We start from the raw sequence: 21504 nt of genomic DNA on the forward strand, positions 1-21504 counted from the left end.
AGTTATTGTTATCAAAGTACATTTTAAAGAGTATTATCGCAAAAAGTCCCGAAGACTTTCATCAACTTCTCACTTAATTGCACTTGTAGTTCTGTCGTATTCGACACACCATTGCCATGCAACGCAACATGGGTGAGAGTAGGATGAGTCTCTTTAACCCTAATATTGCGGCAATGCCTTCTCGGCGCAATTGATTAAATTGTAAATCCAATAGTCTTAAATTACTCTCGAAAATTTTTAAAATCCCGATTCTCACTGCTTCAATTGCTAGATTTGGGCACAATTTTCTGAATCCAAATAAATCACAAAGCAATCGATCCATTCAAAGGCTGATACCTTGATTGGTTAAGGTAGATTGAATCAATTTTTAGATAACAAACTCTTCATGATAATCCATGTAATAAAACCACATATGCCAATCAATATTACAGCAGGGATAATATTGTGTAGAGGCAAAAATAAGATGGCAGAGAGATTTAAAACGATTGCTAAACAAGGTACCAAGAAGGGAATTCTAAATATTTCAGTACTAATTTTCTCTTTTTTTGCATTAAGTTTAATTTTTATTAGAGCCAGGTTACTTAATGAAAATACTATCAAAACTATTGCGCTTGTAGAACTTGCCAGATCGCCCAAATTACTTGTTGATACCAAGCAAAGTACTATTGGAAAAATCAGAAATATAGCACTATAAGGGGTATGAAATTTAGGGTGAACCCTCTGTAACAATTTCGGTAAAAGTTTTTCCTTTGACATCCCATAAAGCAGACGCGATGCGGTAATGTAATTTAATAAAGCTGAATTGGAAACTGCAAAAATGGCAATAATTGAAAACAAAGATTTGGGAAGAACAGGAGAAGCTTTGCTCACTACATCTAATAAAGGGGCTTCAGAGGTACTCAATTCACTCCCTGGAATAATCGTTGTCGCTACCCAACTTACTCCTAAATACATAATCCCCGCAATTCCAACAGAGGATAATATGGCACGAGGTAGATTCTTTTTGGGTTCCTTAACTTCTTCGGCAATATTCGCCATATCTTCAAATCCTGTGAATGCAAAAAAAGCTAAAGCTGTTCCTTGAAGCACATCACCTATTCCAGGCGTTTCTGTAGGAGTGGCAATAACGTGGCTATGATGTGTTGCCAAGTACCAAAATCCACAACCAAGCACTATCAGTAGGCCACTTACCTCAACTGAGGTACTTATTATATTAGCCATTGAGGATTGTTTGATACCGCGTAGATTAATTAAGAGTAAAATAAACAAAAAACCGAAAATATCTAGCCTACCGGGGATATTAAATCCTAAAGCGCGCAGATATCCGGCAAATGCATGCGATAAAGTTGACATGGAGAGAACCGTAGCACAAAAGAGTAACAAGCCTGTTAATATCGAAAACCATTGAGTACCAAAAGCCTCATGAATATAAATAGATACTCCACCGCTTTTAGGAAATCGATTCCCTAATTCACTATAAGATAGTGCGGTTAATGAGATAATCCCCATTGCAATAGCAAATGAAAACCAAGTTAATGAACCTGCATGACCTGCAATTTTCCCTACAAGGGCATAAATTCCGGCCCCAAGAATATCACCCACACCATATATAATTAAAGCACCTAAACCAAGAGCTCTAATTAATCCGGATGAAGAGTTTTTATTCATTTCAAGTCCTTTTAGGAATAAGAGAAGTCACATAATTTAAACATTAGGCTCACTTATTTGTTTGCATGAAGTAGAGCCAAGGTATAGTGCGCCCTGCGTATAGACACAATTATATAGCATCGAAGAATAATGTCTGCATGTAGAGACAATTAATGTCTATTGATATAGGCGATAAGCATGTTTTGTATATAATTCCTCTTCATTCTTCAGTTTACCGAAAATTACAGATTAATGAATCAATCGAGTCTGACCCCATTGATCGTTCAACTAAATAAACCCGAAATAAACCCTTTGAAATTCGAGGGAATATTCAGCTTCTATTGTAGAGCGAATAAGTTGTAAGCGTACTTTTAAATTTGTCTAGAGATATTTATTCAATTTTCTGAGGTTCCTACACTTGCCAAAATTATTCGAAATTTTGCTGTTAATCGGTCGACCGATCCGGCAAGTTAATTTTAATTCCCCGTAAAATTTACGGGTTATCATCAGTTGGGTCTGTGCATATAATGACCATTATTTCGAGAATAAAATTTTAGGAAAGTATGATGGCCAATGAGCATAAAAAAACTAAAAACAGTAAACAATCTGAAGATAGTAGTCAAAATACCCTTAAGCTTTCAGAGCGCAGATCATTACTTACCTATCATTTTCAAGCAGATGAATTGGAAAGTTTTAAAAACCAATTCTATAAGTATATGGAGGGAATAGAAAAGGGGCGTTTACCTGCTAGTAAAAAACAAACCTTTACAGCATATTTTTTAAGTGCCCTTGCTATAACCGATCCAGTAGAGTTTCTCGATAATGAAGAACCATTCGCCTTTGCTCGCTTTTCTTCAACTTCTGAATCATACACATTAAAAAAACTGTTTATGATACCAAATTCTACATCCCCCAAAGGCCATCTTGATAAACTAAATCGTGTGAAAGAAAAAAAATATCTTGGGTTGTTAGCTGATCTCTATGAGCAATATGGCAGTAAATATGAAGGAAAAAGAAGCAGATATACTAAATCTCATTTTTACTATTGTCTTGCTATAAGTGCGATTTATCGAAATAACTATGAAGCAATCTTAAAGTTTAATGATCTTTTTAGTGCACATATTAATAAAAAAGAAATCTCAGATTTTTTTAATCATATCATGCAAGAGATATTCAAGGATAAAAATCCGGACTTACTGAAAGGGAAAAGAAAAATTGAGGCTTTGAGACAATTGGCATCTAAAACTAATTTTACAACAATATTTACAGATAGATCTCTTAGTGATGCCTCTAAATGTTTTGGAGAAATTAATTGGGGTGAGATGCTAATTAATAATTTAAGCTTCCTTACCAATAGTTCTGAGCCAACAATACAGATATTTAATCAAATTCTTACTCATTACAGTGGCGACCATAATTTTTATCTTGCCCTAATTCAAACATTAAAAACATTTCGTACTGATGCTTCTAAAAAAGAAGTTATAAACCCGTTATTAGTTAATTTTTTTAATAACCTAATTAAAGTTACTGATATTCTTGAGTTTTACGATTATTTAATGTGCGTTTATAAAATTGAAAGCACAACGGATCAGCCTTTAATTTTTTCACATATTATTGATTTTATCCGAATAAAACAAACCGCTCCCGAAATTGATTCTTTATTAATCAAAAAACTAAAGGAACTCAGAAAAGACCCTGCAAATAAAGAAGCGACAGATGAACTAGTAACTACTTTTTTTAATGCAATGATTCATTGTTCTAATGTGTCCACTTTTGAAACCTATCTTGAAGATTTATATGAAATGGACAACCCAAAAGATCAAGAGTTAATTTTCACTCATGTTCTTAAATTTTTAAGAGCGTTAAAAAGTGACAACGGTAATCATGGTAAAGTTGATAGTTCTCTTATAGATGAATTCGAAACAAACTGGATGGGCCGTTTACAGACGATCTTAAGTCAAACAACCGATGAAAAAATACTTGCACCACTCATAGGATCTCTGGCAACAGCGAATTTTAATACTCCTTATCAACGTGAACCTACGCCAGCTACATTGATGCCATCACGTACACACCAAACAGCACCATTTTTTTTACGACCAAATGGATTAGTACCAACAACAGCGCCTGTATTGCGAGAAACACCACAAACTACTCAAGCTGCTAATCCATCAAGCTTAAAGTTACATCAATTCTTAACTACAGATGGGAGGTATGGCCCCTACTATGCGCCCAAACTCAATGAGAACTCTCCTAACGGGACTCTCTCTCTTGCAGAAATTGCAAGTCACTCACAAAATATTCACTTAACCCCTATGGAGCATTCTTGTTGGGTGATTGCTAAATATCTTAAGGAAAAATATTTAAGCAGGCTATCTCAACCATCACAGTTTACTAAGGATTTCCACGATTATATTTTAAATAAAGCGAGAAATTTACACGTTAAGCAGCTTTATTCTTCGAAAATAATAAGTGAACATACTAAATTCAAGGACTTATCATTAGAGGATTTTACCCAGCTGAGTGAAGTTTTTCTCCCAACTAAGATCTTGGGTAATCTGTTTCATAGTAATCCTTATTCAGCTCTAGTTGCTAATTATCCTTTAGCAAATGAGAATAAATATTATACTGCCCTTAGATTTATATATTATGCTCGCGATCATCGTGTTTTTAAAACATTCACTAAGCCTTGTTACAACAGTTTTACAGCACTTCAATCTATTACATTAATCTGCTGCGCTATTAATGACCCCACTTACAAGCGTAGCCAAGAACAGATAGAGGATCTCTATGAGATAGTAATCACTGGTATGTGTCACTCATTAAGAGAATATAGTGATAAAGATGACAAAAATTCAGATGATGCTACGAGATGTGCCCCGGGAATGATAGAAGCCGTTCTTTTGTCTTTAGCAGGAGCCACTGATGATCCTAATCTTGATTATCAAACAATTACTATTGATACCCTTGTGGCCAGATTTAAAGATTTTTATAGAGAACAATTTAGTGCACTAACGGAGGAGGCTCAAAAGAAATACACCAGGGTTGATGATGATTATGAATATCTTTCCAGGGACTTCTTAAATCTTCATAGAAAGGAATTTAATGTCTTAGTAGCGATGTATGTTAAAGATAAACATTTTACTCAAGCTCAAATTGATGCTTATTTAGATTCTGAATATTGGGAGATAAAAGATTTTAAAAAAACAGATACATTGCCTATGGACATTACTCCTACCACTATTGCTCCTCAAAAAGTTGATGAAAACAGTTCAAATAAAGCAGCGCATTTACACTTTTTTAGAACTCCTAAACTACGTGCTCAGACAACAAGCGCATCTATGGAAAGTTCTGAAGATAAATTTAAAGAATCGTCCAAACCCGCTAATTATAAGACCGCTACTACTCAAGAGAAACTAGATGAGTTTAATAATATTATTAACGAAATAGTTTTTTCTGATATTCCATCCAAAGCTTTAGTAGAAACCTTAATATCCTTACTTAAATCTGGAATTGATGTGGATGCAGTTCTTACTGAAAAGGGGCAAACTGCATTACATTTGGCTGTGATTCATAATAAATCGGATTTGGTTGGTTGTCTTTTAGATCATGGTGCCGACAAGGATGCACAAGATTCTGATCTTAAAACGCCACGAGATTATTATAATGAAGATCCCAAAGCTCATGTTGATATGATGATGTATTTTAGTATTGAAGAGAACAAGTCTGTTTCACTGTGACCTTGCTTAGTGTGTTTCCAGTTGCCTCATAGATGCATCTGCATATGATCTTTTCCGATTTTTTTTCTAAAAAATATGGAGAAAAGCATAAACTGGATGAAACGAATACAATTTTTTAACTAAATGAAAACAACATGTTGAATGGTTACAGAGGGTTTTAAATATGAAAAGTCCGATTTATACACGTATCCTGACTTACACCGAATTTACTTCCATCGAAAATATTTTGTATAATAATAGGTCAATTGTTTTATGAACAAAGAAACATGAAAAATAAAATTGCTATCAGCAACGAGTTCCTCATCCAACGTATCGGTCAGGGTATTAAGCTAATAAAGCCAAACCCGAAGGCTCATCATTTTAAAGAACACGCTCACTACACAGTCGCGGATTTTCTCGAACAGCCTTTTAACATTTGGTTCAGTAATTCTGAAAGTGCTTTTGCTACTGTAAATGATGAATGTGCGAATATATGCGGATTGGATTCTGTGCAAGCATCCGTTGGCAAAAGGCCAGTTGACTTTATGGTAAAGAAACAAGCCGTTATCGCTACCCAGCATGATGAAAATATAATGATAAAAAAGAAGTTAGAAGTTACTGAATTTGACCTTATTCTCGTTGATGGGTCTTCTCATCAATGTCTTCTCTTCAAACTCCCTTGGTATAATGAAGAAAATAAAATAATTGGCACCTTTGGATGCGGAAGTATTATTGGCAAGCATAACCTAGCCGAATTTTTATCTAAATTAATTGGCCTTGGTTTATTGAATATGAATGAAACTGGCGTTACTAAAACTAACTTTCTGTCTAAAAATGACAATGCTTTTCCTTGTTTTTCTCAACGCGAATCGCAATGTTTGCACCTAACTGTCCGAGGTAAACCAGCAAAGCAAGTCGCTAGCGAATTAGGAATTTCGCAACGAACAGTTGAGGAGTATCTGAATAATATCAAATTTAAATTAGGTGTTTCCTCCAAAGCAGAACTAATTGATAAGGCACTCAATTATTTTTTATGAATTAGATAAATGAAAAAATATTACACCCAGTGATTTACATTTAAAGTTACAAAAGCGATCTCTTACGGACCAGCTTGCTCTGTGCTGGTGTATGATGTTAATTCGTACAATTAGACCCTTACTGATTTTACGATTAACTAGGCCTTATGGGAGCGGATTCAACATCCCTTTTTATCCATCAACTAATTTGTATACGTGTAAAAAAAAATTCCATGAACTCTATCTGTGGGCAATGAACGAAATCCATTATTTTTTCTATTATTCTATGACGGGGCATGGTTCATTACATTGGAGTAGCCGGTAAAATATTGCGAACTAAACGCTTGCATATTAGCTGATTGGTCATAACCTGCCCGGCTGCAAATCCCAAAGAACATCAGATCGTTATTTATGGAATTAAACAGCTCATTAGGGTCAAGATTTTCTTTAAAGCCAGAGGCTCTAGGACTAAGTTTATATGTGGGTGTCGATCCCGTTCATTACTCCGGCTTAAATGATTCACCAGAATATTCATCAGACTCCTCTTCTTCAGAATCTGCGTTATAATCCCAATTTTCCCATATATCTCCAATATAAAACTCTTCTTTTAAGGCATCATATTGCCCTCGTAAGACACTATACACTTTATCAAAATATTCAGGGTTTAACTCGATGTATTTTTCTCTATCACTTTCAAATTGATCCCATTTGATTGAACCGACCTCATCACTAAACTCTTCTAAATAGTTATGTAAATTAGCTGCGAGCCTATAGTCGTCAAACTCGAAATCAGCATTATTGGTTAAAATATGTTGAATCATGAGTTTTGTTTTTAATTGCAATATCTCCACTTTTAACTGACAAATTTCTTTGAGCACTGCAGTATTATCCTTTAGGAAAAGATTAGTAAAGTTGGTGAGGAGGCCCTCAACAGTACTATGTATTTTTTCTTTTTCTTTTAATAGCTGTGAATTGAGCTCATTATTTAATATTTCCTTATAAGAGGTTTCGATATGAGACATATCCTTCCTTAATTCTTTACTGACCACCTTATAAATATCAAACACCTTCTTATGAGAAGGATTAATAAAAAACCGGTTCGAATACGACATATATACTCCGAAAGTACAACTATATTATCTAATTATACAATATGAAAATTAAATAGACATTGATGATGGATTATATTTTATGATTCGTGTCCTAGAGGGTCAGGCCTTGAATTGTGAATTATCAATTAGGAGTTGATGAATCTATTGACGATCCGAATCAAATAGATTAAAAATATGCTAAGGAAAAAGATATAGTCCAACATGGCAAGATCACTACGGATAGAATTTCCAGGAGCATTGTATCATATCACCTCAAGGGGTGATGGGCAGGAGCGCATCTACATTTCAGATGAAGATCGAAATTTATTTTTAGACACTCTTTCGGAGATATGTTTAAGGTGTACATGGGTATGTTATGCATACTGTCTCATGGATAATCACTATCATTTGTTAATAGAGACTCCAGCTGGCAATTTAAGTAAAGGTATGCAGTTACTTAATGGTGTCTATACTCAAAAATTTAATCGAATACACAATCGTGTGGGGCACGTTTTTCAAGGACGCTTCAAAGCAATATTAGTTGATAAAGATATTTATTTTCTTGAGTTATCAAGATACATTGTATTAAATCCTGTACGCGCAAAAATGGTTGCTTCACCGCATGAATGGAAATGGAGTAGTTACCTGGCAACAATATTAAAAGAGTCGAAACCAAATTGGTTGTATGTAGATAAAATCCTTTGTCTATTTAGTGAAGATGTTCCCTCAGCCATTCGGAAATACCAAGAGTTTGTAACTGATGGAGTAAGGAGTAAGTCTCCATGGAGTAATTTAAAAAAACAAATTTATTTAGGCAGTGATGAGTTTATTAAAGAGATGTTGAAAAAAATTGACCCTCAAATGAATCTAATAGATATCCCCAAAACTCAATATAAAACAGAGAAATACACTTTAAAGCAAATAGAGCAAAAGGCAGGCTCAAGAAATGAAGGGATTCTCGTTGCATACAAAAGCGGACAATTTAGTTTAAAAGAAATTGGGGATTATTTTGGTTTGCATTATTCTACTGTAAGTAAAATAGTTAAAAAATTATGACCATAGATTTGTAAATTCAAAATTCAAGGCCTGACCCCTAGATGATGCTATGAAAAATGATAATTTATCCCAACTCTAACACTCCCAATAGAAGTAGTAAGAGCAGTATTCACAGCAACACTTCCCCAAAGAACAGCTGGTGTTTCAGCACTATTGTGTTGTGCAAGTACAGCAGGCGCGCTCAAATTATTCAAACGATAGTAAGTATAATCAATCTTTGCACTCCAATTGGGCTTAAATAACCATTCCACTCCTGCACCCGCAGTCCATCCGGGGAGAGTCTTGCTTAAGTTATTTTGAATGGCAATAGCCGGAAAAACTGTTGGCCCTAATGATTCATTAGCTGTCCAAGCTGTATTCAATTCAATATTACCATAAGCAAAACCTCCTGTGCCGTAGATTAAAAACGTTGGATGATACAGGTAGCCTAAACGAGCACTCACGCTACCTAAATAATTAATCTTTTGTTTAACAGCCAGAGACCCTACATAATACTCATCAAAATCCGCTAAATTGGCCACTTTTTGCAAGGCATAGATATGATCTGGATCGATTAAACAATCAAAACTGATATCGAGACCCAGTAAAACTTTTGTGCTCTGTTGATGATTGTAGCCAACTTGACCTCCGCCTAAGAATCCATTGGAATGCAACGAAAAATTGTTAGTAGCCACTTGAGCTAATGCACTTGCAATATTACTAGCCCCTAATGGAAATGTTTGATTGATATAACTAGTGGAACCGGTCGTGGCAACTTTATTGGCTTGAGAACTCCAGTACCCTGCGTTAGCGCCAAGATAAAATCCAGTCCAATTGGGCTCTGGGCTAATTGCCCCCATGTTGCCAGAAAATGTAAAATTGCTGGCAGCAGTCATCATTAAAGAAAGCGCTATTTTTTTCATAACTGTTCTTAGCAAACTCCATTTTCGATTAGCCCAAAATAGGGGCTCAAGATCCTGTTAAAATTGTGCCAAAAATTGTGGGACACTCATATTGGTACCAGGTAAATTATTATAGAAAACATCACCCGGCTTAACAGGTATCATATAAGACCAGTGGGTTAAACCACTGACACCGTTTTGCCCACTATTCATTTGCATGATGAAAGAACATTGACTACTACTTTTCACTCGCAAGGCACCTATACCATTGACGAGATCCGTTCTTGATGAGGTACCTGAATAAAAAGTGATGTAGACCTTTCCTTCGGAAGTCACAGAGCCTATTAAATATCTTTGAGATAATATACTGTTATTTATAGAGGTATAGGATTGTCCAGTAAAATATCCTTGATTATAACTGGAAATGACCCAAACCGTTTGGTCACTAACTGGAGTAAAATTAGCATTATCATAGAGATAGGCAAGCAATGTTTGTGGAGGAACTATCCATGTGGAATTTTTAAAACAGTATTGGTAGGGATCCGCTGAACCCAATGATTCATTTGATTCAACTGCCGTAGAATGAGGTACTACAGGATTACCAATTGCATACGATACTGATAATAAATTTGATAGTACGATAGCGATTAAAATTTTATAACTCATTAATTATCCTTAAAAATTTTGATAGCGTCCCATGAGATTCTAGCTTACTTAAATTGTGCCAATCAAACCAAATTTTTCTTTCACTTGAGTTCTCTAATCCCAATAGACTTAGTTTTTTAAAATGTGTGCTTTAAGGCTTGAGCCATCAGGAAAATGGATTTAACTCGTTGATCTACAAGGGTTTATGATGGTCTTTGGTGGGACTAGAGGGTCAGGCCTTGGAGGACTAGAGGGTCAGGCCTTGAATTGTGAATGATCAATTAGAAGTTGATGAATCTATTGACGATCCGAATCAAATAAAATAGATATAGATATAGATATAGATATAGATATAGATATAGATATAGATATAGATATAGATATAGATATAGTATGCTAAGGAAAAAGATATAGTCCTACATAGCAAGAGCAATTTAGTTTAAAAGAAATTGGGGATTATTTTGGTTTGCATTATTCTACTGTAAGTAAAATAGTTAAAAAATTATGACCATAGATTTGTAAATTCAAAATTCAAGGCCTGACCCCTAGATGCTGCTAGATGCTGCTAAAATAGAACTCTAACTTCCTATGAAAAAATCATTTGATAAATTGGCAAATCAGATCTAACAGGCGTGATGGAAAACTCAAGTAAACTATGTTATAAACGCACCGAGATTAGGATGAGAATCGGTTTATACTACAGACTCATGAATATCCATCGTGATTTTAATAATATGGAATTGCTTTTATGACAAAAAAAACAAAAGGAAACGCTCATTGTGGGAACCTAAGCAAAACTCACCACCATGGAAAAACAACAAACCTACCCGATTCTAAGCGACATCATTTTTTCTCATCTAAATTGATGAAAAATGAACCTGAGGTTGCACCAGAAATGGAACTTGCATTAGTTGTTACAGCACTTCAAGCAGCCTTGTATAGGCCTCGCTAATATCAGATAAAAAGAAACAATTTTTTTGTGGAATAGATATTTTTAACCAAGATTTATTTTAAATTAGAGTGTCCTAGCAAGCGTAGGTCGGGTCCGTGGCCCGACATTTCTTATCCTTTCTCACCAAAATCAGCCAGACTAAATTCATCATTACATTCCCAATATTCTTAAGAATGTCTTTTTGAATAAACCGATGAATACTTGGGTATGATAGTCTGATAGATTTGCTACATATCTATGGTTGTCTAATGTATTACACCAAGCCCTATCATTGGCAACGATTCCTTTTTGAACGCATATGTCATTCAATTAGCTATAATAAATATATTGTTGCTACAAAAAAGAAATCATGAAATTTTTTACAAAGCATCTGCGTTCTTTTTATGAAGTTACAAATAAAAAATCCGCATTGCAAATAACATCAAATATGCGGTATAGCCTGATTCATATTTTATCGATTCAGCTGATTCTAATGGCTTTGATTTTAACCATTCATACGCTTATCCTTCAATTTTGGTTGATCGTTGTCTTATTGATAATAGGAATAGTTTTGGCTGTTCTAAATCAAATTTTTTTGAAAAAGAAGAGAAACACCTATCTAAGCGGACATTTTCTGATCTTAAATACTTTTTTGGTCATCAGTTTGACATATTTTTGGGTTGGGGGACTATCAAGCTCTTATTTAGCCTGGTATCTAATCCTTCCCATGATAGGCGGTGCAATTCTTGGTATTAGGGGTTTAGTGATTTATGCCTCCCTTTCATTGATATGTATTTTCTTTTTTATCCTGTTCGAGCCTATGTCTATATACAAGGTTCCACCTAATTATTTAACTGAAATTGAACTATTCAATTTTATTACCATCCTTTTTCTGGAAGTTACCTTGTTATACAGTATATTATATGAAAATTTAAAATTTTCTTCTGAATTGATAGAACAGAACTTTCTTCTGCAAGCGGATCAGAAAAAATTCCACTATTTAGCAAGACACGATAACTTAACTAACTTACCCAATAGAACATTTTTTAATGCTTACCTAGAAAATTTACTTTCCTCCGTTAATGTTCAAACACATTCGGTGACTCTTTTATTTATGGATCTCGATCATTTTAAATACATTAATGATACTTACGGCCATCATGCGGGAGATCATGTACTTCTAAAATGTAGCAAGCGCCTACAGCACTGTCTTCGTAACAATGATTTCATAGCCCGTATAGGGGGGGATGAGTTTGTTGCCACCATTGTACATAATAAAAACGATGGTGTTCCTGATAATTTTGCTAAAAGGATTTTACAAGAATTTAATAAACCTTTTTTCATTGACAATACCAAAGTTACATGTCATCTCAGCTTAGGTGCCGCATCCTATCCTAGCGATGCGACTTCCTTGGAAGTATTATTAAAAAAAGCAGATAAAGCCATGTATGAGATGAAAATGAAAAACCGATCCAGGGAAAACTAACACGTCATTTCAGCAAGCGTAGGCGGGCCGTGACCCGGCATTTCTTATCTTTTCTCACCAAGATCAGCCAGACTAAATTCATCATTACATTCCCAATATTTCTTAAGAACATCTTGAATAAACCGATGGGTCGCATCAATGGGGTCAGGCCTTGAATTGTGAATTATCATTAGAAGTTGATGAATCTACTGACGATCCGAATCAAATAGATTAAAAGTATGCTAAGGAAAAAGACATAGTCCTAGTCCAACATGGCAAGATCACTACGGATAAAATTTCCAGGAGCATTGTATCATATCACCTCAAGGGGTGATGGGCAGGAGCGCATCTACATTCCAGATGAAGATCGAAATTTATTTTTAAACACTCTTTCGGAGATATGTTTAAGGTGTACATTTCTATTTCCTCGACTGGTAATGTGATAGAGCCCACCAGCAAACTCAATGCGCAAAGGTCTTACCATCGCTAATCCTGGACTTACTTAATTCCTTTTGAAAGAAAATTAATACATCGGGAAATAATTATCAAGAATTTCCCTGACTCGCTGTCTTATATGGATAAAGGCAAAAAGCAAGATCTGCCCCCTAGAACTGGTAAAAATAAATAATTTTCAACAGAAAATCAATAGGTTACCTGATAACTCGTTTTTGTTGCTCTGCTGAAAATTCACCATTATATACACGACTTCATAGTTTTTGAATTTAGGAAGAACAGAGATATATCATTCAACTCATTTTTTTATAACGTTCATAGATTTTATTTGAATAACAAGCTTTTAATTTGATTTAAATTTGCTATAGAAAGGAGATTAAAGTTTCCGAGAAAAATTTTATTCTAAATTTACCGATATTCTATTAGGAGAAACGCTTTTCTTATTAAAAAGTATATTATACTTATAAATGTATAATTACAGATAATTCGTTGTGGAAAAAAAGCACGATAGCAATATAAATTCATTAAATAGCATTCCACCAATGTTTCAATATGTCTGGGTGGGTGGGGAAATTAATCCTCGGTATTTGTCAACCATACGAGATATATCGGCAGCTGCATTTCGCAGTGGTTTTAAAGAAACCATTATTTGGACCGATAATGATGAATACATTAATAAACCACTAAGACGTCTAGATTTAAATACACCTTCGAAGAAATATGATTCGAGCAGGAAAAAAAACAATACACGTGAAAATCCACATAGAAAGCAAAGAAATCAATCAGCTGACCAACCCGATTCAAAAGTGGCTCTATCTGCTGAAACTTTAGATATACCCATTAGCGCGAGAAACTTCCATATTAAATTAAAAAATATTAATGAATTGCTGAACCTGCTTAAAACTGACCCTATGTTCCCTGATAAAGAAACAAATGCCTATATATACAACTTATTAAGAGAGTCTATTGGAAATCGCAATTTGGCTGCGGTTAGTGATTTAATTCGATATTGTAGCTTGTATTACTATGGTGGATACTATCTGGATACTGATTTACTACCGTCGGTTGATAGCACTACAAAATTTATGCCAGATAAACCTCCGTTAGGAATAATTGGTCATATCCAGCAACAAAATCACCCGGAAAGCAAGCGCACTTTAGCTCGTATGTTGAAAATACCATTACCCTTAGAAGTTGATGGAAATAATGATGCTTTTGGGGTTGTTCCCCGTCATCCCATTTTACGAGTAGCTATCCAAAAGATGCTTGCCGCCTATGCTAAGCAAGATTTAGAACCAATCATATTAAAAGACATTAGTGTTGAAAAAATTGCAGATAGAATAAAAGACACTTTAACTTCTTTTGAAAGCAACTTTGTATCTCAGTTAAAAAATGATAAAGCAACTCAAACGGAATTTATACAATCGCTTTTGAATAAATGTTTTGAGTTACGATTATTAGATAATGTAAATTTTAATGAAATGGAATTAAAAAATTCTCCTCAACGTACGCCAAGTAGTGTTGCAAAAGATAAACAAAAAACACTACTTTCAATTGAAAAATTAATTGCTGAATATACTAAGCAATTAAAAATCGACAATTTTACTAATGAAAATGTTAAAGAATTAAGTAAAAAGTTAATTAATTATATCCAAGAAGAAATAAAAATATATCAAGAAACGTATAGTTTAGGATATGAGGGTGCCACAGAAATGGATTCTAAAAGGTATCCATTTGTCACTCAAGAGAGCAACGATCAAAATAAAAGAAGACAGAATACCTGTATAGCCAGTGTTAATTCTTTTTGTGGAGCTATTGAAGACTTTTTACTTCATAAAGATCATAATGGAGCCTCTCCTTATACCGATAAAGAACTTGAGGCATTTTCTCCTGAAAAATTAACTAAATCGAATTTCGTAACTAATATTCAATCCATTAAAGCACCAGGGGATTACAATGAAGAAGTTTACTTAGCTGGTTGTGAAGTTAAAATAAAGTGCGATAAAACATGGCTACAAAATACTAAAAGCAAGGTTTCCTATGATGAAAATGCTTTACCCGCAAAGAAAAAATTTGAAGATTTTTCCGCAAGCAGTAAAAATGAGAACAAAAAAACAATTGAACATTCGGAACAAGCGACAAAACAAACTGCTAAAACAGAAAAAGGGGAACCAGAAAGTATAGTCCTACCTAAATTTGAAACCATACCCAATAAAAATAAAGTAACTATTAGTATCATGAAGATACCTCTGAATGAAAGGGAAGAAAATATTTTCGCGGTCTACACGGTATTAAAGAATGATGGATTGCTGAGAAATCCCGATAGATCCGTTCCTGCAATTATCAAGACCATACGAGACATAGTGGTGAATATCGACCCTTCAAAAGAAGAAAATATAAGCAATGCCATTATTGAAATCAAAAGAAAAATAGCTGAAAACAAGGACAATAATTACAATGAGAATGCTGATGACATCATCCATGCATTTGCAAAACCAAGCTGTTGCGATTTTCAAAAAATCCGTGCGGCCTTAACGGCCAACCCTAAAATGGACGAAATAATGAAACCTGTCAGAGTAGGAGGGCAGCAACTGTAAAAGCGGATGGAAGGTCGGATCTTGCCTTTTGTCTCTTGTATATAATGTTGTTTTATAATTCTGCTAATTCTTGAGTAGTGAAGTCAAAAAATATTTTCCAATTTCTTTCATAGAATACAATCCACTTTTATATGAACTATATATTGCCTCATCTCGATTCCCTGACATTCGTTCATATTCTTCAATTGTAAGCCCTTTAACTAAATCTGGCACATGAGTCCTGGAAATATCTGTATAATCAACTTTAGGGGCAACATGCCTCACTACTCTGGAAATTAAGTCATCCGAACCAAGATATATTTGCTGCTTTAAATCAATCCACGGACTTTTCTTACTTAAGCCTGCATAAACAAATTGTTCATATTTTATTAGTGCTGCTGATTTTATAGAATCAAATGATGACAAAAGCCAGTCAACTGTAAGCCATGAAGGAACTGGTACTCTACCACTTGTTGCTAAATAACTACTCCAATGCCACTCATCTACCTTTTCAACCATGTCTGCCCTAATAGGATTTAATACTATGTAACGCGACAACTCTCTTTCTCAACCAATATAGATTTATAGCGACCTTGTAGGACATGCCCAATCCGCTTGTGTAATTTATTAAATTTCTGAGTGTATACCCTTTTAGATAACATATGCCTTTTGATAGATTTCCAAGCGGTGTTTCAATGAGTAAATTGTAATGATTTGTCATCAAACAATACGAATGACATAGCCACTGATATTTTAAACAGGCGTCTCCTAAAACAGACAAAAAGTTCTCTCTGTCTTCATCTGATAAATAGATCGCTTCTTTTCTATTTCCTCGACTGGTAATGTGATAGAGTCCATCTGCAAACTCGATGCGCAAAGGTCTTACCATCGCTAATCCTAGACTTACTTAATTCCTTTGAAAGAAAATTAATACATCGGAAAATAATTATCAAGAATTAATCCCTGACTCGCTGTCTTATATAGATAAAGGCAAATAGCAAGATTTGACCCCTAGAACATAAAAACGAACCACCTAGAAAGACTTTATAATTTCCTTCATTTAACTTAATATCCGACGATTTGGAATTAAAATGAGAGAGTGATATGTTTGGCAAAGAAGAGATGAAACCTGATTATAAAATAGTATTAAATTCCCGTGACGAAATGTTATTAAAAAAATATGGGAATAGAGATACTTATTATCTTGATGAAAGGTATAAATTAGCAATTCTTGTTGACATATACAGCGGAAATTACAAGCCAGAGTTAAAATCTGATGACTTGGCTACAGAGTATTCCAAGTTATTAGTAGCATTTTGTCATTTTGATGGGAAATGGATCCCTGAAGGACGTTATCGTTTTAATCCTCCTTTAATGCACACTGAAAATAATATCTTGGTTATTGGTAAGAAATTTGAGTCAATTTCTAATTGTACGACGGCTTTACTTCATGGGAAGGAACAAAAAGCCATGAAATTAATTTTAGATGGCTATGATTTTAAACAAGGGAATGACCGCTTGGCCTTATTAGAGAAATACAAAAACACATGCTTTGCTGAGGAGAAATTCATAGTGAAGACATGCTTTATTCCTGGCAAGAACATCTTCGATACGTCAAAGTTTATTATGGAACACCAACAAGAACTTAATATAACCCTAAGCTAACTGCAGAATAAAACATAAGTAGCCTGGTTGCTTGCAACCAGTAGTTAGAGGGTCAGATCTTGCCCTTTGCCTCTTGTATATAATGTGGTTTTATAATTCTGCTGATTCTTGAGTAGTGAAGTCCAAAATATTTTCCAATTTCTTTCATAGAATACAAATCCACTGACTGGTAAAGTGGATAGAGCTCACCAGCAAACTCAATGCACAAAGGTCTTACATCCCTAATCCTGGACTTACTTAATTCCTTTTGAAAGAAAATTAATACATAGGGAAATAATTATCAAGAATTAATCCCTGACTCGCTGTCTTATATGGATAAAGGCAAAAAGCAAGATCTGCCCCCTAGACACTCTTTTTAATTGGCACAACAATGCACATTATGCCCAATCAATTAACTATAATAAAAATAATACCCTTAATTGTGGATAATTTCTATGTTTCAATGGAAAAAGAAACTTCAGGAAGAAAAGGTGAAAAGATTGGTTCAGGAGTTCAAGGTGATGTTTATTCTAATGGTGATCAGGTAACAAAAAAATATGCAAGTACCCTTGGAAATGAATTTTTAGAGTATGTAGATAAACCTAAAGAACATATTGTTCAAGGCGAAATGGAAGCGTGGAATGCATTTTATAAAAGATATGATCCGTCATTTGCAACAGCCTCTATAGATAGAAATGGTAATTTAGTCATGCCTAAAATACCTGGGATAGGAGCTAATAAGTACCTTCAATCGGGTGAACTTGGAGAACATTTCAAGAAAGATCTTTCATTATTCAAACAAATGGTTAAACAAGTCATGCAAGATGTTACTGGAAAAGAAATGCGTGACCAAAAAGATAATGACGTCTTAGTATCAATATTACCCTCAGGAAACTACCGTTTCCTACAGGTTGACTTTGGTGAGTTTGGCATGTACAAGCTCATTAATGAAGTTGAACGGTCTAGGCAAGTGCAAGAATCAAACAATTCTCCCCATTGAGGTTTGATTGCTCATTTCTTATGCTTCCAATCCATAATGGTACATTCTCTGTTGGGAATGAAATTTCGCTCACATGCAAATTTATTTTTAGTTGCTTTTAACTCAATAGACTCACCAAGTACGGTTCTTCCAAAAACACTCCTTGCAACCGAAAAAAGCCATTCACTTTTATATAATATTTGGATAAAGCATCAAAGCATGATTTCGGGAGTCAGGACTCCGTAAACAGATACAATATGAATAAAGGCAAATAGCAAGATTTGACCACTAGACACTCTTTAGAAAAATGTTCAGAGAATATGAGGTGTGAATTCCAACTTCACTTTGTTATTTCAAAAATCGAGCTAAAACACGAGACATAGGGGTCAGGATCTGCCCCCTAGATGTGTTTTCGAATGAGCAGAAAACTCACGATCAGTCGTTGCCTTAAAATTTCCTTAATATTTATTTGTTAAAATAATTACACTTTGACCAAAAATAATCCCAAAATGCCCTCACAACTTAAAAGCCATGATGAATTATCATCAATAGACTCAGCAATAAAAATTGATCAATTACTAAACGATATAAAAAAACTGATAGATGAGTGTGAAAGCGATAAGGATTTAAAACTTATCGTAAACGGTTATCCTCACTTAGTGCCAATTATGATTGGCCACTATGGCTCTGTCATTACTAAAAAGTTTAATTTAATTCCACTGGGTTATCTTTTTAATTTAAATTATGACTTTTCGTTATTTTTCTTTAATTCTTCAATATGGGAAAAGCTCGCGTCTACTGATAAGGCTAAGCTTTATCTCTCCACGAATATACCCTCATTGAAGAAAGTGAGAGAAGCTATAGATTTGGCAATTTCCAATCAAGATAAAGAGGAAGAAGAAAGACTCACCTTAAAGCTAAAAAGAATGATGGAAGAATTAACAGCCCCTGGTTTTAATTTCGACTCTGAGAGTATTTTTGGTAATAGCTTAAATTGGTTTGCCGAAGAATATGAAGAAGAATTTAAAGAGCTTGGAAGGTATTACCTCGACCTTATTTTAAATATCAATCAAGGAACTATTTTTGAGTTTCTTAACCAAACCACAACGGCCAATAATATGCCATTTACACATGGTTTGGCGGCTTACGTATTTTGTAATTCCAGCATGATAACCAATGCTATTAGAGAAGTGTCAGATTTTCTCGATGCGTATAGTTTAAATGTTAATGCTTACAATTATACAGACAATTTAATCCGGTTGATTGTGAATCATGAACATCTCATGGTTAAACTCTTTGATAGCTATAGAGTTTTTTCCAAAATAGATCCCAATGGCTCTAGAGAATTTTCAGTTTTACATAAAGCTTTGTTGGAAAAAATGAGAGCGACCCCCAATAAATTACTTCGTTTTGTAGAAAATGAAGAGCAATTCCAAGTCTTGCATACAGAAAATGCCAAAAAAGCACGCTTTCAATTTCCTTCTTTTGAACAATTTACCAGAGACATCTTAGTCACGAGTCTTAAAACACATCCGCACTTGAGGGATGAAATAACTCAAATTCAACATTTTCTCGATGGAGATGCAACTGTTGATTGTTACTTTGGTCAAACTACAAAGACCTCTGCAGCTTATCAGCTATTACGCTTAGTGATTTACCCCGAATCAATAAATCAAGGTAATGCCAACATTTGTGGGGCGGCAGTTTTTTTAAAGGTTTTAATGAACAGCTATCCTGATTTTACAATTCGAATGCTGATCAATTTCATTAGCAATGGAGAAGTTTGCATTAACGGCAAAACAATTGCGAACAACGACTATTATGAGAGCAATAATCTTCTCCATGCTTTTTTAGTTGCATTACGTCATAGCTCTAACAGACTTGGATATTTACCTGGTTTACCTAAAACCATTGACTTTGCCCAAGGATCTACTCCTAATTTTCAAGTCATATCCTGGTTACAAACATTTGGATTCAATTGCACCAATGCGAGTTATCATACCTATACCAATGGTAAACCACTAGGCGGTATTTACACGCTCTTCTTTCATCGCACGGATCAACGCAGTTATACCGGTTGGGAAGAAAACTTCACTTTTGTATTGGATGCCATGCAAAAGCAACCCAATGCAAAATTTATATTGGGTGTCTCAGCTGGACTAACACATAGACTCTGTAAACACGCACCATCCGCAAATAAGGGCGATGCCAGTATTTTAGGCATTGCCGCTGATCACTGGGTAGAATTAACCAATTTGGCGATGAATGACGACGACACTGTAGACGTGACTGTATTTACTTATGGTGATTATTACCACTGTACTCTGCCTAAAGAAAAGTTATTAGATGGTTGGCGAGGAGCTATTATTGCTTCTCCAGAAAATAAACCAGAACTCTCTCTCGAGTCCGATACTGAGACGTCATCGGCAGTGATCGTGGTTTAGTTTAGTTTCATTTGATATGAGTAAACTTTGGGGCTCTGTTTCAAAAACGGCCATGGGTGTATCATTTAACCTAACTGCATCAATGGGGTCAGGCTCTGAGAGATCGGCACCTATTTTAAGAAACGGATTGACTTGGAACTCCAATAGATAGCTGTCTTTTATGGATAAAGACAAAAAAAAGATCTGACATATTTTGGGTGATTTTTGAGCCAACGAGAAACCACAAAAGACAACCTCAATCCTGAAAAAATATGATTTAACCCATTGATTTACAAGGATTTATGATGGTCTTTGATGGCTTGAAATCGAACCCGTTACCATGGTTTTTTGATGATCCCATGAGATACTATCAAAGACCATGAAAAACGACATCTACTCTAGCTTATCGCTCTTTTTCTCAAATTCACCAAGTTGTCTTTCATGGTATGAAATTGTAAGCGGATGGTGCCGTTTTGGTGCCAATAATTAGAGTAGACTCTGTTTGTTCAAGCCACCATGCTACCTTGATAAATCCATGCTCAAAGATTATATTAACAACAAGCTTACGGCGCATGATTAATCCCGCTGTAAATCCAACAACCGACTGCTATACTTCCGATTATTGATGCTCTTTGAAAAGAAGAAGGTATTCAATTTAAGGTACAATATTTCATTAATTATCATTCAATTATGGAGAAGAAAAAAATTTGCTGGTAAGGATATTTCATTAATGAGAGAAATAGAGGGTCAGATCTTGCCCTTTGCCCGAGGCTATTTTTTTAGCTAATCCTTGGCTCGAGATGCAATGATTGCTTTACAAAAAGAGAGAACCGAGGATTTAGCATTACTTAAACAGCAATTGCAAAAATCTCTGCAACAATATGACGCCGCGCTGGATTCAGTGCAAAGTGAGGATAAAGGCAAAGCAAGATCTGCCCCCTAGGACCCCGAATTTTTTAAATAAAGAGTAGGAGTAAA

At 34.9% G+C, this 21504-nt stretch carries 16 protein-coding genes; 10 read left to right on the forward strand and 6 right to left on the reverse strand.

The features are described from left to right. Positions 1 to 360 precede the first annotated feature (360 nt). A complete protein-coding gene (locus LXO92_RS01390) occupies positions 361 to 1668 on the reverse strand; it encodes an APC family permease (protein ID WP_232890250.1) in 1308 nt (435 codons plus the stop codon). A 545-nt stretch (positions 1669 to 2213) separates the two neighbouring features. On the opposite strand from LXO92_RS01390, the gene LXO92_RS01395 reads away from it, so the two are divergent. Further along, positions 2214 to 5387 (forward strand): ankyrin repeat domain-containing protein, encoded by a 3174-nt coding sequence (locus LXO92_RS01395; RefSeq protein WP_233291514.1) that lies wholly within the window; start codon positions 2214 to 2216, stop codon positions 5385 to 5387. A gap of 266 nt (positions 5388 to 5653) precedes the next feature. Further along, complete coding sequence (locus tag LXO92_RS01400; protein ID WP_182350966.1) at positions 5654 to 6403, forward strand: helix-turn-helix transcriptional regulator; 750 nt, start codon at positions 5654 to 5656, stop codon at positions 6401 to 6403. A 479-nt stretch (positions 6404 to 6882) separates the two neighbouring features. Here LXO92_RS01400 and LXO92_RS01405 read toward each other — a convergent pair whose 3' ends face one another. After that, entirely contained in the window at positions 6883 to 7404 is a 522-nt protein-coding gene (locus tag LXO92_RS01405) for a hypothetical protein (protein ID WP_233291515.1), read from the reverse strand. Between the two features lie 291 nt (positions 7405 to 7695). On the opposite strand from LXO92_RS01405, the gene LXO92_RS01410 reads away from it, so the two are divergent. After that, on the forward strand, positions 7696 to 8529 hold the full coding sequence (locus LXO92_RS01410) for a transposase (RefSeq protein WP_232890252.1): 834 nt from the start codon (positions 7696 to 7698) through the stop codon (positions 8527 to 8529). Between the two features lie 47 nt (positions 8530 to 8576). Here the strand turns inward: LXO92_RS01410 and LXO92_RS01415 are convergent, their stop codons facing one another. Further along, complete coding sequence (locus LXO92_RS01415) at positions 8577 to 9431, reverse strand: outer membrane protein (protein WP_182350970.1); 855 nt, start codon at positions 9429 to 9431, stop codon at positions 8577 to 8579. Between the two features lie 57 nt (positions 9432 to 9488). Beyond that, positions 9489 to 10076: a hypothetical protein gene (locus LXO92_RS01420; protein WP_232890253.1), complete on the reverse strand. Its 588-nt coding sequence runs from the start codon at positions 10074 to 10076 to the stop codon at positions 9489 to 9491. Between the two features lie 727 nt (positions 10077 to 10803). Here LXO92_RS01420 and LXO92_RS01425 point away from each other — a divergent pair. From LXO92_RS01425 to LXO92_RS01435, 3 genes are all read left to right on the forward strand, one after another. Then, positions 10804 to 11007 (forward strand): hypothetical protein, encoded by a 204-nt coding sequence (locus LXO92_RS01425; protein WP_182350972.1) that lies wholly within the window; start codon positions 10804 to 10806, stop codon positions 11005 to 11007. Between the two features lie 349 nt (positions 11008 to 11356). Next, complete coding sequence (locus LXO92_RS01430) at positions 11357 to 12472, forward strand: GGDEF domain-containing protein (protein ID WP_182350973.1); 1116 nt, start codon at positions 11357 to 11359, stop codon at positions 12470 to 12472. 974 nt (positions 12473 to 13446) lie between these two features. Further along, positions 13447 to 15501: a TcdA/TcdB catalytic glycosyltransferase domain-containing protein gene (locus LXO92_RS01435; protein ID WP_182352899.1), complete on the forward strand. Its 2055-nt coding sequence runs from the start codon at positions 13447 to 13449 to the stop codon at positions 15499 to 15501. 63 nt (positions 15502 to 15564) lie between these two features. Here LXO92_RS01435 and LXO92_RS01440 read toward each other — a convergent pair whose 3' ends face one another. Further along, a complete protein-coding gene (locus tag LXO92_RS01440; RefSeq protein WP_232890255.1) occupies positions 15565 to 15999 on the reverse strand; it encodes a hypothetical protein in 435 nt (144 codons plus the stop codon). Between the two features lie 7 nt (positions 16000 to 16006). Continuing rightward, entirely contained in the window at positions 16007 to 16369 is a 363-nt protein-coding gene (locus tag LXO92_RS01445; protein WP_232890256.1) for a transposase, read from the reverse strand. A 215-nt stretch (positions 16370 to 16584) separates the two neighbouring features. Between LXO92_RS01445 and LXO92_RS01450 the strand changes: the two genes are divergently transcribed. The 4 genes from LXO92_RS01450 (at position 16585) to LXO92_RS01465 (ending at position 21469) form a co-directional block, all read left to right on the forward strand. Next, positions 16585 to 17145, forward strand: a complete 561-nt coding sequence (locus tag LXO92_RS01450; protein WP_182350975.1) for a hypothetical protein — start codon at positions 16585 to 16587, stop codon at positions 17143 to 17145. A gap of 370 nt (positions 17146 to 17515) precedes the next feature. Further along, positions 17516 to 18124 (forward strand): hypothetical protein, encoded by a 609-nt coding sequence (locus tag LXO92_RS01455; protein ID WP_232890258.1) that lies wholly within the window; start codon positions 17516 to 17518, stop codon positions 18122 to 18124. Positions 18125 to 18612: 488 nt separating this feature from the next. Beyond that, entirely contained in the window at positions 18613 to 20547 is a 1935-nt protein-coding gene (locus tag LXO92_RS01460) for a hypothetical protein (RefSeq protein ID WP_232890259.1), read from the forward strand. A 784-nt stretch (positions 20548 to 21331) separates the two neighbouring features. Continuing rightward, a complete protein-coding gene (locus tag LXO92_RS01465) occupies positions 21332 to 21469 on the forward strand; it encodes a hypothetical protein (RefSeq protein WP_182350978.1) in 138 nt (45 codons plus the stop codon). Positions 21470 to 21504: the final 35 nt, after the last annotated feature.

The sequence above is a fragment of the Legionella resiliens genome, assembly GCF_021344005.1.
GTDB lineage: Bacteria > Pseudomonadota > Gammaproteobacteria > Legionellales > Legionellaceae > Legionella > Legionella resiliens.

Excerpts from the sequence above, each read along its gene's own strand:
- LXO92_RS01450 (WP_182350975.1), top strand. The coding sequence starts at position 16,585 with ATGTTTGGCAAAGAAGAGATGAAACCTGATTATAAAATAGTATTAAAT.
- LXO92_RS01390 (WP_232890250.1), bottom strand. The coding sequence starts at position 1,668 with ATGAATAAAAACTCTTCATCCGGATTAATTAGAGCTCTTGGTTTAGGT.
- LXO92_RS01445 (WP_232890256.1), bottom strand. The coding sequence starts at position 16,369 with ATGGTAAGACCTTTGCGCATCGAGTTTGCAGATGGACTCTATCACATT.
- LXO92_RS01410 (WP_232890252.1), top strand. The coding sequence starts at position 7,696 with ATGGCAAGATCACTACGGATAGAATTTCCAGGAGCATTGTATCATATC.
- LXO92_RS01415 (WP_182350970.1), bottom strand. The coding sequence starts at position 9,431 with ATGAAAAAAATAGCGCTTTCTTTAATGATGACTGCTGCCAGCAATTTT.
- LXO92_RS01420 (WP_232890253.1), bottom strand. The coding sequence starts at position 10,076 with ATGAGTTATAAAATTTTAATCGCTATCGTACTATCAAATTTATTATCA.
- LXO92_RS01460 (WP_232890259.1), top strand. The coding sequence starts at position 18,613 with ATGCCCTCACAACTTAAAAGCCATGATGAATTATCATCAATAGACTCA.
- LXO92_RS01465 (WP_182350978.1), top strand. The coding sequence starts at position 21,332 with ATGATTGCTTTACAAAAAGAGAGAACCGAGGATTTAGCATTACTTAAA.
- LXO92_RS01400 (WP_182350966.1), top strand. The coding sequence starts at position 5,654 with ATGAAAAATAAAATTGCTATCAGCAACGAGTTCCTCATCCAACGTATC.
- LXO92_RS01425 (WP_182350972.1), top strand. The coding sequence starts at position 10,804 with ATGACAAAAAAAACAAAAGGAAACGCTCATTGTGGGAACCTAAGCAAA.
- LXO92_RS01405 (WP_233291515.1), bottom strand. The coding sequence starts at position 7,404 with ATGTCTCATATCGAAACCTCTTATAAGGAAATATTAAATAATGAGCTC.
- LXO92_RS01435 (WP_182352899.1), top strand. The coding sequence starts at position 13,447 with ATGTTTCAATATGTCTGGGTGGGTGGGGAAATTAATCCTCGGTATTTG.
- LXO92_RS01430 (WP_182350973.1), top strand. The coding sequence starts at position 11,357 with ATGAAATTTTTTACAAAGCATCTGCGTTCTTTTTATGAAGTTACAAAT.
- LXO92_RS01440 (WP_232890255.1), bottom strand. The coding sequence starts at position 15,999 with ATGGTTGAAAAGGTAGATGAGTGGCATTGGAGTAGTTATTTAGCAACA.
- LXO92_RS01395 (WP_233291514.1), top strand. The coding sequence starts at position 2,214 with ATGGCCAATGAGCATAAAAAAACTAAAAACAGTAAACAATCTGAAGAT.
- LXO92_RS01455 (WP_232890258.1), top strand. The coding sequence starts at position 17,516 with ATGCACATTATGCCCAATCAATTAACTATAATAAAAATAATACCCTTA.